This is a genomic window from Streptomyces sp. NPDC016845, assembly GCF_044332585.1.
Lineage (GTDB): Bacteria > Actinomycetota > Actinomycetes > Streptomycetales > Streptomycetaceae > Streptomyces.
On the sequence record NZ_JBIRPI010000012.1, the window covers coordinates 207,721 to 218,535 of the forward strand.

The following is a 10,815-nucleotide window of genomic DNA, read 5'->3' on the forward strand; positions in this document are numbered from 1 at the left end:
TGGTCAGGTCAGCACAGGATCCAGCCCGTACCGACCGATTTCGTACCGACCTTGCCCTTGATCCGTACGCAGCGGTGTCCGGCGTGGACGGTGACCGGGCCCGCGTGGTGGGTGAAGCGGCCCTGGTCGACGACGGCGCGGCTGCCGCGGGCCTGGACGCTGACCGACATGGTCTGGCGGACGCCGGTGCGCTTGGCGAGGGTGACGGCGCAGACGTAGCCGCCGGTGCGGTAGACGACGGCCTTGCCGGTGGCGAACGACAGGGTGCGGACCTTGTGCCCGGCGCAGAGCGCGGCGGCGTGCGCGCCGCCGGTGCCGGGCCCGGCGACGACGAGCAGGGCGGCGGAGACGAGCGCGGCCAGCGCGAGCACCAGCAGCCGGCCGGGCCCGCGGGTACGGCCGGCGCTCGCTGTGCCGGCGCCCGCTGTGCCACCGTCCGCTATGTCGCTGTCGTCACCTCTTCGCACCGCTGTCCCCTCCAGACACGTTTCGCCGCATCCCGTCACATCGGCATCAGCGTACTGATGTACGGACGCGGGCGACGGCCCGGACGGTTGCACAGCACCCCTCGCACCGGTCCGTACCGGCCTCACGCCGCCGACGCGCTGACGTCCTCCCCGATGAAGGTCCGCCACAGCGCGGCGTACTTCCCGCCCCGCGCGAGCAGCTCGTCGTGCGTGCCGTCCTCGGCGACGCGGCCGTGGTCCATGACCACGACCCGGTCGGCGCGGGCCGCCGTCGTCAGGCGGTGGGCGACGACGAGGGTGGTGCGCTTGCCCGCGATGCGGTCGGTGGCCTGGTTGACCTGGGCCTCCGTGGCGAGGTCGAGGGCGGCGGTCGCCTCGTCGAGCAGGAGGATGTCCGGGTCGACGAGTTCGGCCCGGGCCAGGGCGATGAGCTGGCGCTGCCCGGCGGAGAGGTTGCGGCCGCGTTCGGCGACCTCGTGCAGGTAGCCGCCGTCGAGGGTGGCGATCATGTCGTGCGCGCCGACCGCCCGCGCCGCCGCCTCGACCTGCGCGTCGCTCGCGTCGGGCCGTCCGTAGGCGATGGCGTCGCGGACCGTGCCCGGGAAGAGGTATGCCTCCTGCGGGACGACGCCGAGCCGGTGTCGGTAGGCGGTGAGGTCGAGGTCGCGCAGGTCGGTGCCGTCGACGGTGACCCGGCCGCCGGTCGGGTCGTAGAACCGGGCGACCAGCTTGACCAGCGTCGACTTGCCCGCGCCGGTCTCGCCGACGAAGGCGACGGTCTGCCCGGCGGGGATGCGCAGGCGCACGTCGCGCAGGGCCGCCTCCGGCCCGCCCTTGACACCGCCGGTGGCGCCGGTGCCGGCTTCGTCGTCGGCCCCGTACGCGAAGTCCACGTCCTCGAAGGCGATCTCGCCGCGCAGGGACGGCACGTCGCGAGGCGCGCGCGGGTTCTTCGTCGAGGTCGGCTCGCGCAGCAGCTCCTGGATGCGGCCGAGGGAGACGGCGGCCTGCTGGTAGCCGTCGAAGACCTGGGACAGCTGCTGCACGGGCGCGAAGAACAGGTCGATGTAGAGGAGGTAGGCGACGAGCGCGCCGGTCGTGAGGGTGCCCGCGTCCACCCGGTGCGCACCGACCATCAGCACGGCGGCCGCGGCGACGGACGACAGGAGCTGCACGAACGGGAAGTAGACGGAGATCAGCCACTGCCCGCGGATACGGGCCTTGCGGTACGCCTGGCTGCCCGCGGCGAACCGCTCCGCGCCGTCCTTCTCGCGCCGGAACGCCTGCACGATCCGCAGCCCGGCGACGGACTCCTGGAGGTCGGCGTTGACGACGGAGACGCGCTCGCGCGCCAGCTCGTACGCCTTGACGCTGGAGCGGCGGAAGAAGAACGTGCCGACGATCAGCGGCGGCAGCGTCGCGAAGACGACGAGCGCGAGCTGTACGTCGATGACGAGCAGGGCGACCATGATGCCGAAGAACGTGACGACGGAGACGAACGCGGTGACGAGCCCGGTCTGCAGGAACGTCGACAACGCGTCCACGTCCGTGGTCATCCGGGTCATGATCCGGCCGGTCAGCTCGCGCTCGTAGTAGTCGAGTCCGAGCCGCTGGAGCTGGGCGAAGATCTTGAGCCGGAGCGAGTAGAGGACCCGTTCGCCGGTGCGTCCCGTCTTCCGGGTCTCGCCGATCTGCGCGGCCCACTGCACGAGTACGGCGACGAGGGCGAGCGCGGCGGCGGTCCACACGGCGCCGAGCGCCATCCGCGAGACGCCTTCGTCGATGCCGTGCCGGATGAGGACGGGGAGGAGCAGGCCCACGCCCGCGTCGACGGCGACGAGCGCGAGGCTGACGAGCAGCGGCCTGCCGAACCCGCGCAGGAGGCGGCGGAGCCCGTACGACTTCTCGGGGGTGACGGCCCGCGCCTCGTCGATCTTGGGGGTGTCGGTGGCGGGCGGCAGGGCGTCGACCTGGGCGAGCAGTCCGGGTGTGGCCGGCATCCCGGACAGCGCGGTGTCCTTGGGCTCGCGGTCGCCTGTCCACAGCCTGGGGGTGACGCCCCGCTCGGCGTCGAACTCGGCGTCCAGCTCGTCCCGTACGGAGGTGTCCTCGGGCTGTTCGGCGGCGGCCGGCAGGGAGTGGCCCGGCGATACGCCGCCCAGCTCGTCGGGGTCGGTGAGCAGGCGCCGGTAGAGCGGCGAGTCCGCCTCCAGCTCCTCATGGGTGCCGAGGGCGGCGAGGCGGCCGTCGTCGAGGACGGCGATGCGGTCGGCGAGGCCGAGGGTGGAGCGGCGGTGGGCGATGAGGAGGGTGGTGCGGCCCGCCATGACGCCGCGCAGCGCCTCGTGGATCTCGTGCTCCACGCGCGCGTCCACGGCCGAGGTGGCGTCGTCGAGGACGAGGAGGCGCGGGTCGGTGAGGATGGCGCGGGCGAGCGCGAGGCGCTGGCGCTGGCCGCCGGAGAGGGTGAGCCCGTGCTCGCCGACCTTGGTGTCGTAGCCGTCGGGCAGCTCGGCGATGAACCGGTCGGCCTGCGCCGCGCGCACGGCCGCCTCGATCTGCTCGTCGGTGGCGTCCGGGGCGCCGTAGGCGAGGTTGGCGCGCACGGTGTCGGAGAAGAGGAACGAGTCCTCCGGGACGAGGCCGATCGCGGCGCGCAGCGAGTCCAGGGTCAGCTCGCGCACGTCGTGGCCGCCGATGAGGACGGCGCCGTGCGTGACGTCGTAGAAGCGCGGCAGCAGCAGCGAGACGGTGGACTTCCCGGAGCCCGAGGAGCCGACGACGGCGAGGGTCTCGCCCGCCCGGATCTCGAAGGAGAGGCCGTTCAGGACGGGGCGGTCACCGCCCGCGTACTCGAAGGCCACGTCGTCGAACTCGACGGTCGCGGGCGCGTCGGCGGGCAGTTCCTTCGTGCCGTCCTGGAGGGAGGGCTCGGTGTCGATGAGTTCGAGGACGCGCTCGGCGCCCGCGCGTGCCTGCTGGCCCACGGTGAGCACCATGGCGAGCATCCGGACCGGGCCGACGAGCTGGGCGAGGTAGGAGGAGAACGCGACGAACGTGCCGAGCGTGATCTGCCCGCGCACGGCCAGCCAGCCGCCGAGGGCGAGCATGGCGACCTGGCCGAGGGCGGGCACGGCCTGGAGGGCGGGGGTGAACTTGGAGTTCAGCCGGATGGTGCGCAGGCGCCCGGCGAACAGGCGCCGCCCGACCTCGCGCAGCTTCCCGGTCTCCTGCTTCTCCTGCCCGAAGCCCTTGACGACGCGTACGCCGCTGACGGCGCCGTCGACGACCCCGGCGACGGCGGCGGCCTGCGCCTGCGCGTACCAGGTCGCCGGGTGCAGCCGGGAGCGGCTGCGCTTGGCGATGAGCCAGAGGGCGGGGGCGACGGCGAGGGCGACGAGGGTGAGCGGCAGGGACAGCCACGCCATGATCACGAGCGAGATGACGAACAGGAGGACGTTCCCGATGGTCATCGGGAGCATGAAGAGCAGGCTCTGGATGAGCTGGAGGTCGCTGGTGGCGCGGCCGACGACCTGCCCGGTGGACAGCTCGTCCTGGCGCCGCCCGTCGAGCCGGGTGATGGTGCCGAACATCTCGGTGCGCAGGTCGTGCTGGACGTCGAGGGCGAGGCGCCCGCCGTAGTACCGGCGGATGTAGGTCATCACGTACACGACGACGGCGGCGCCGATCAGCACGCCGGCCCAGGTCCCCATGGACCGGGAATGATCCCCGATGCCGTCATCGATGATGATCTTGGTGATCAGCGGGACGAGCGCCATGACGGCCATCCCGCCGAGCGAGGCCCCGAGCGCGAGCAGCACGTCCTTGGGGTACCGCCACGCGTACCCGGCGAGCCTGCGCGCCCAGCCCCGTTTCTCCGCCACGCCGTGCACCTTCCGCTCTCGTCCGATCCGCCGAAGGGCCAACACAGGGGGATACGGATTTCATCCCTCCGCAACAATCCAACCGGGCGGCCCGCGTCATCGCAGGTCAACTCCCTTGTCAGTGGCGCGGCTCGGGGTCCCGGGTGTGGCAGTACTTATGCGGAGCTACGCATACATGGACGCGTCCGCCGTACGGGGTTCGGGGCGGGGCCGCGGCCTCGCCCCAGTCGTGTACCAGGGACCACATCCTCACGGCCCTGGTGGAGTGCGGCGGGCCCGCGGGCTTCGCGACGCACTGGCAGATCGCGCGCCTCCTGGACCACAGCGACCGGGCGGTCGACGCCCTGCTGGTACTCGCGGCGCAGGGCGAGCTGGACAGCCGGCTCCTCGCGGGCCAGTCGCAGGCGCGGCTGCGCAAGGGGCTCGGCACCCCGGACCGTACGGCCGCCGCGCTGCGGGCGGCGGCCGAGACGGGCGCGTACGCGACGGTCCGGTCGGTCCTGGAGGCGGCGCTGCCGCCCCTGCTCCGCGATACGCCGATCCGTGGCGCGGGCGCGTGGCTCGCCCTGGCCGCGGAGTGCGCCTCGCGCTGCGGGGCGAAGGGGGCGATACCGGAGGTGGAGGAGCCGGCGGCGCGCAAGGGGTCGACGGTGACGGTGAGGAACGCGCGGCATCTGCGGGACGTACTGAGCTGAACGCCGCGGCGGTGAGCTGGGGTTCGGGGCCGATCCACAGACAACCCTCAGGTTGACCACAGTGCGCACCCAAACCGCCCCGGCACTGTGGTCCGGTGACCTCAGCCACCGATCCCCACTCCCCCGCGCCCCAGCCCCCCGACCAGTCCGGTTGGCCGCCACCTGAGCCGCCCGAGGCCGCTCCGCTCCCGGCCAGGGCCCCGCGCTGGTCGCTGCCCGCGCTGCTCGCGATCCTCGCGCTGGCCGGGGTCCTGTACTCCTGGAACCTCTCCTCCTCCAGCCTCAACAGCTTCTACAGCGCGGCCGTGCTCAGCGGCACGGAGAGCTGGAAGGCGTGGTTCTTCGGCTCGCTGGACGCGGGCAACTTCATGACCGTGGACAAGCCGCCGTTCGTCCTGATGGTGATGGGCCTGTCCTGCCGGATCTTCGGCTTCGGCACGTGGCAGATGATGCTGCCGCTCATCTCGGCGGCGCTCGGCACGATCTGGATCCTGCACTCCTCCGTGAAGCGGGTGTGGGGCCACGGCGCGGCGGCGATCGCCGCGCTGGTCCTCGCGCTCACCCCGATCACGGTCGCCATCAACCGCGACAACAACCCGGACGCGCTGCTCGTCCTGCTGATGGTCGGGGGCGCCGCCCTGGCCCTGCGGGCCACGCGCGACGGCCGGCTGCTGCCGCTGATCGGCTCGGCGGTCTGTTTCGGGCTCGCCTTCAACACCAAGATGCTCCAGGGCTACATCGCGCTGCCCGCTGTCTTCGCCGTATACCTGTACGCGGCCCGGGCCGGCCTGTGGCGCCGGGTGCGGAACCTGTTGATCGCTGGGGTCGCGCTGGCGGTGGCCAGTTTCTGGTGGCCGACGGCCGTGTCGTTCGTGCCCGCGTCCGAGCGCCCGTACATCGGCGGCTCCACGGACGGCACCGCCTGGGACCTGATCATGGGCTACAACGGCCTCGGCCGCGTCTTCGGCGGTGAGGGCAACGGAGGCGGCGGTGGAGGCGGCGGCGGCTTCTCCGGTACGGCGGGCATCGGCCGCCTCTTCAACGACGTGCTCGGCGGCCAGATCTCCTGGCTGCTCCCCTTCGCGGGCATCGCACTCGTCGGCGGCCTGGTCCTGCGCGGCCGCGCCCCGCGCACGGACCAGCCCCGGGCCGCGCTCATCCTCTGGGGCGGCTGGACGGTCCTGCACTACCTGACCTTCGCCATGGCCGAGGGCACGATGCACCCGTACTACACGACGGCGCTCGCCCCCGGCATCGCGGCGCTGTGCGGAGGCGGCGGCCTGATGCTCCTTCGCGCCTTCCGCGCCGACAAGCGCTGGGCGTGGGTACTGCCCGTCGCACTCGGTGCCACCGGGATCTGGGCGATCGTGCTGCTGCGGCGCGCCTCCGACTGGAACGGCTGGCTGTGGCCGGCGATCGCGCTGGTCATGGCGGCGGCCATCGCGGGCCTGCTCCTCTTCCGTACGGCTTCGGGCCACCGCCTGCGCCTCCTCGCGGTGTCCGTCGCGGCGGCCGTGGTCGCCTCGGCCGCGGGCCCGGCGGCGTACGCCTGGTCGGTCCCGTCGTCCTCGGGCGGCGCGGGCGGCATGGGCGGAACGAATCCGACGGCGGGTCCGACAACGGGTAGCGGCGGCATGGGCGGGCCCGGTGGTGGGGGCGGCCGGGGTGGATTCCCGGGCGGTGGCCAGCAGCAGGGGAACGAGGAGGGGGCTCAGCAGGGCGGGGCGCCTGGTGGCGGTGAGGTGCCTGACGGTGGCGGGATGCCCGGCGGCGGTGAGATGCCCGGCGGGCAGTCCGGCGGCGGCTTCCCCGGTGGGGGCCAGATGCCGGGCGGCGGTGGTGAGACGGGTACCCCGCCGAGCGGCTCCGGAGACGGCCGAACGGGCGGCATGGGCGGTGGCGGTATGGGCGGCGGCATGGGCGGCGGCACCGACAGCCAGCTGACCTCCTACCTGGAGAAGCACCGCGACGGCGCCAAGTGGCTGCTGGCAGTGTCGAGTTCGCAGTCCGCAGCACAGATGATCGTCGCCACGAAACAGCCGGTCATCTCGATGTGGGGCTGGTCCGGCAGCGACAAGGCGATGACGCTCGCCAAGCTGAAGGAGCTGGTGAAGAAGGGCGAACTGCACTACATCCAGCTCGGCGGCGGCATGGGCGGTGGCGGCATGGGCGGTGGCGGCATGGGCGGCGGAAACGACGCGTCGTCCGAGGTCACCGCTTGGGTGAAGAAGCACGGCACGGCGGTGAAGGCGAGCGAGTACAACAAGTCGACGGACACCACGGATACGGATTCGACCGACTCCGCGTCGCTGTACCGGCTGGACGCATCGGACGTGAGCTGACAGCAGTGCGGAAAACGGCCCCTGACGCGCTGTCAGGGGCCGCTTCCGACACACAACCGACGCCGCCCGTTCACCCAATCTCTACGTGTTCATGTCACGCTCCGGTCTACCGAGTCAACCCGCGTAGAACGGACGGACACCCCCCATGCCCGGAACCCACATACGCACCATCGCGCTGACGGCCGCCGGCCTGCTCGCCGCCGTCACCCTCCCCATGGCCACCGCGGGCCCGGCCGCGGCGACCACGACCGCGTACGACTCCACGTACTACAAGAACGCGATCGGCAAGACCGGCGCGAGCCTCAAGTCCTCGCTGCACACGATCATCAGCAGCCAGACGAAGATCTCGTACTCCGCTGTCTGGAACGCCCTGATGGCTACCGACCAGGACCCGAACAACAGCAACAACGTGATCCTGCTGTACAGCGGCGTCTCACGGGCCAAGTCCCTCAACGGCGGCGACGTCGGCGACTGGAACCGCGAGCACACGTGGGCCAAGTCCCACGGCGACTTCGGCGAGGCGACGGGCCCCGGCACCGACCTGCACCACCTGCGCCCGGCCGACGTCCAGGTCAACAGCGTCCGCGGCAACAAGGACTTCGACAACGGCGGCAGCACCGTCTCGGGCGGCGGCGGCAGCCTCACCGACTCAGACTCCTTCGAGCCGCGCGACGCGGACAAGGGCGACGTGGCCCGCATGATCCTCTACATGGCCGTGCGCTACGACGGCGGCGACGGCTTCGCCGACCTGGAGCCCAACGAGAAGGTCAACAACGGCAGCGCCGCCTACATGGGCAAGCTCTCCGTCCTCAAGCAGTGGAGCGACGAGGACCCGCCGAGCGCCTTCGAGGAGAAGCGCAACCAGGCCATCTACGACAAGTACCAGCACAACCGCAACCCGTTCATCGACCACCCGGAGTGGGTCGAGTCGATCTGGTAGACGTGGCATCGGCGAGCCGCGCGCCCCGGCTGCGGGCGACGCGGTGCACGTCGTGCAGCGACTCCGTCAACCGCGCCGCCAGGTACCTGAGTTGCGGCGCGGTTGCGCTGCTGTCGCCGATGAGGTCGACGGCATGACCCAGCAGGTCCTCGGCCATGTCGAGCTGGACAGCCTCGATGCCGTCCGCGACCCGGGACAGATGACTGGTCCCGCTGGAGTCGGTGACGAGGTAGCAGGGGTGGCCGTCGAGGTTGTCCCAGGGCAGCAGCCGCGGCTGACCGGACATCACGCGGTCACCTCGATCCCGAGGACGTAGGGCCGGACGAGCCGGGAGTCCTCCCCCCGCAGCGGAGCCAGGTGCGGGGACGGGCGACGCGGCGGGTCCGGCTCGACCGGTGCGCCGGGCAGTCCGGGTGGTGGCGCGGGCGGTGGGTTCCCGGCACACCGGGGGCACCCGGAGGCGGGCCGAAGGAGCCGGAACAGCGGCTCGGCCAAGCGGGCGATGAGGTTGAACACGTCTACAACTCCTGCGCGGTGCACGAATATCGCTGTGTAGCGATCCGCTCACAGAGTGAGACCACGAAAGCTAGGCTCGCCAGAGGGTCGGATGTGACAAAGCATCTGTCACATGGGAGCTGACGATGAGTAACACCTATGGGGAGTGGTTGCGGGCCGCGCGCGAAGCGGCGGGTCTGACGCAACAGGAGCTGGCGGTGTCCGCCGTGATGACGCGTTCGCACATCGCGCACATCGAGGCGGGCCGCCGGTTGCCGTCGAAGGAGGACGCGCGACGGTTGGACAGGGCTCTGAACACCGGTGATGTATTGAGCGCCTTCCTGCCGGAGGAGGAGTTGGCGGTCGCGGAGTACTTTGAGGCGGCCCTCCTGCTCGAACAACAAGCGACGATAATCCGCGAGTTCGCCTTGACGTTCGTGCCGGGGATCTTGCAGACGGAAGGGTATGCGCGTGCGGTTCTGTGCACGCCGTTCCCTCGACTGAGTGAACAAGAACGTGACAGGCGCCTTGTCACACGCCTGGAGCGCGCAAAACTCCTTGCCGACCCGGTGAGGCCCGTAGTTTGGGCGCTGCTGGACGAGGCAGTGCTACGACGCCGAATCGGCGGGCCAGAGGTCATAGCCGAGCAAATCAATCACCTGGTCGGACTCGCCGAGTCCGGACGGATCCAACTACACGTGCTGCCCTTCGCATTGGGCAATCACCCGCTCCTGAGCAACATGCTCACGCTGATGTGGTTCGAGGACCAGCCGCCCGTGGCCTACGGCGAGGCACTGCGACTTGGGAAGGTCCATGAGAACCCGTCCGTGGTCCAGGAGTTCCAGCATCGCTACGATTTTGCCCTGGGTAATGCGCTGCCGCTCAGGGAATCGCTGGCTCTACTCAGGTCGACAGCAAGGAGCTACGAGCATCATGACTGACCGAACCGTGCCTGCCCGAGGAACGCTTTCGGACTGGCGCAAGTCCTCCTACAGCAACGATGAGGGCGGCAGCTGCCTCGAAGTCCTGGACCACCACCCCACCGGCGTCCCCGTCCGCGACTCCAAGACCCCGGAGGGCCCCGCCCTGCTCATCTCCGCACCGCACTGGACCGCCTTCATCAGCGCGCTCAAGTGCACCGGAACCTGGCCACTGCGTCGGGTTTAGGCGGAGTTACCTGTTCCGCTCGCCGCGAAGCGCGAATGGTGGTGACTCGTTGCGGCACCGCTGGGGTGTCGTACGCAACGAGGAGGCACCCATGGCTACCGCTACCGCCATGTCCACCGCCCGCAGGGCGACTCTGACCGCGCTGGCCCTGGCCGGACTCGCGTTCACCGGCCTGTCCACGCCCGCAGCCACCGCCGCAGAGGCACCCGCCGCACCCCCGCTCCAGGGGACCGTCGTGATCCGCACCGCCACCGACCCGGGCATGGTGGTGGACCTGGACCACGGCAGTCCCGCGACCGGGGCGCCCGTGCTGGTGTATCCCGATCACGACGGCGCCAACCAGAAGTGGCAGGTCGTCCCGATCGCGGGTGAGTGGTTCCAGCTCAAGAACGTCGCTTCGGGCAGTTGCCTGGTCAACATCCGGCACAGCCAGGAGGACGGCCACCAGCTGGCGGGCGCCCCGTGCACCGCCGCGTACGAGGACACGCGCTGGACCAGCGTCCCGACGGGCAAGGGTGAGGAGGTCGCCCTGGTGAACAACAACAACGGCAAGTGCATGGACCAGACCGGCGCCGCACACAACGAGCACCCCACGCTCGAACAGTGGGCCTGCCGAGGCGACGCCCGCCAGCACTGGATCATCACCAGCACCGGCACGTCCTGACCTACCCCGGCCCCCGGCCCGTGGGGGGGGGGCCCCACCCCCCCCCCCCCACCACACCCCCGGGGGCCCCCAACCCCCCCCCCCCCCCGGGTTATATGGGGAAAATAGGGGAAAAGGGGGCACCACAGAGAAAAGGAAAGGAAACCACATAAAAACCCACA

The 10,815-nt window shown here is 71.2% G+C and carries 10 protein-coding genes; 6 read left to right on the forward strand and 4 right to left on the reverse strand.

Annotation, left to right across the window (positions count from 1 at the left end; translation table 11 throughout):
• Positions 1-8: 8 nt before the first annotated feature.
• Positions 9-377, reverse strand: coding sequence for a hypothetical protein (locus ACH4RC_RS26675; RefSeq protein WP_398205470.1), 369 nt, complete (start codon positions 375-377; stop codon positions 9-11).
• A 212-nt stretch (positions 378-589) separates the two neighbouring features.
• On the reverse strand, positions 590-4,351 hold the full coding sequence (locus tag ACH4RC_RS26680) for an ABC transporter ATP-binding protein (protein ID WP_398205433.1): 3,762 nt from the start codon (positions 4,349-4,351) through the stop codon (positions 590-592).
• 260 nt (positions 4,352-4,611) lie between these two features.
• Here ACH4RC_RS26680 and ACH4RC_RS26685 point away from each other — a divergent pair, with 260 nt between their 5' ends.
• The 3 genes from ACH4RC_RS26685 (at position 4,612) to ACH4RC_RS26695 (ending at position 8,328) form a co-directional block, all read left to right on the forward strand.
• Positions 4,612-5,046: a hypothetical protein gene (locus ACH4RC_RS26685; RefSeq protein WP_398205435.1), complete on the forward strand. Its 435-nt coding sequence runs from the start codon at positions 4,612-4,614 to the stop codon at positions 5,044-5,046.
• A gap of 95 nt (positions 5,047-5,141) precedes the next feature.
• Entirely contained in the window at positions 5,142-7,388 is a 2,247-nt protein-coding gene (locus ACH4RC_RS26690; protein ID WP_398205437.1) for an ArnT family glycosyltransferase, read from the forward strand.
• A 145-nt stretch (positions 7,389-7,533) separates the two neighbouring features.
• The gene (locus ACH4RC_RS26695; protein WP_398205438.1) at positions 7,534-8,328 is read left to right on the forward strand and encodes an endonuclease I family protein; all 795 of its coding nucleotides are present in this window, start codon (positions 7,534-7,536) and stop codon (positions 8,326-8,328) included.
• Here ACH4RC_RS26695 and ACH4RC_RS26700 read toward each other — a convergent pair.
• The gene (locus tag ACH4RC_RS26700; protein ID WP_398205440.1) at positions 8,291-8,614 is read right to left on the reverse strand and encodes a hypothetical protein; all 324 of its coding nucleotides are present in this window, start codon (positions 8,612-8,614) and stop codon (positions 8,291-8,293) included. The genes ACH4RC_RS26695 and ACH4RC_RS26700 overlap by 38 nt on opposite strands.
• On the reverse strand, positions 8,614-8,844 hold the full coding sequence (locus ACH4RC_RS26705; RefSeq protein ID WP_398205441.1) for a hypothetical protein: 231 nt from the start codon (positions 8,842-8,844) through the stop codon (positions 8,614-8,616). Before ACH4RC_RS26705 ends, ACH4RC_RS26700 begins: the two co-directional genes overlap by 1 nt.
• A gap of 125 nt (positions 8,845-8,969) precedes the next feature.
• Between ACH4RC_RS26705 and ACH4RC_RS26710 the strand changes: the two genes are divergently transcribed.
• The 3 genes from ACH4RC_RS26710 (at position 8,970) to ACH4RC_RS26720 (ending at position 10,654) form a co-directional block, all read left to right on the forward strand.
• On the forward strand, positions 8,970-9,764 hold the full coding sequence (locus ACH4RC_RS26710) for a Scr1 family TA system antitoxin-like transcriptional regulator (protein WP_398205443.1): 795 nt from the start codon (positions 8,970-8,972) through the stop codon (positions 9,762-9,764).
• On the forward strand, positions 9,757-9,990 hold the full coding sequence (locus ACH4RC_RS26715) for a DUF397 domain-containing protein (protein WP_398205445.1): 234 nt from the start codon (positions 9,757-9,759) through the stop codon (positions 9,988-9,990). Before ACH4RC_RS26710 ends, ACH4RC_RS26715 begins: the two co-directional genes overlap by 8 nt.
• Before the next feature lie 91 nt (positions 9,991-10,081).
• Positions 10,082-10,654 (forward strand): RICIN domain-containing protein, encoded by a 573-nt coding sequence (locus tag ACH4RC_RS26720; RefSeq protein ID WP_398205447.1) that lies wholly within the window; start codon positions 10,082-10,084, stop codon positions 10,652-10,654.
• Positions 10,655-10,815 lie beyond the last annotated feature (161 nt).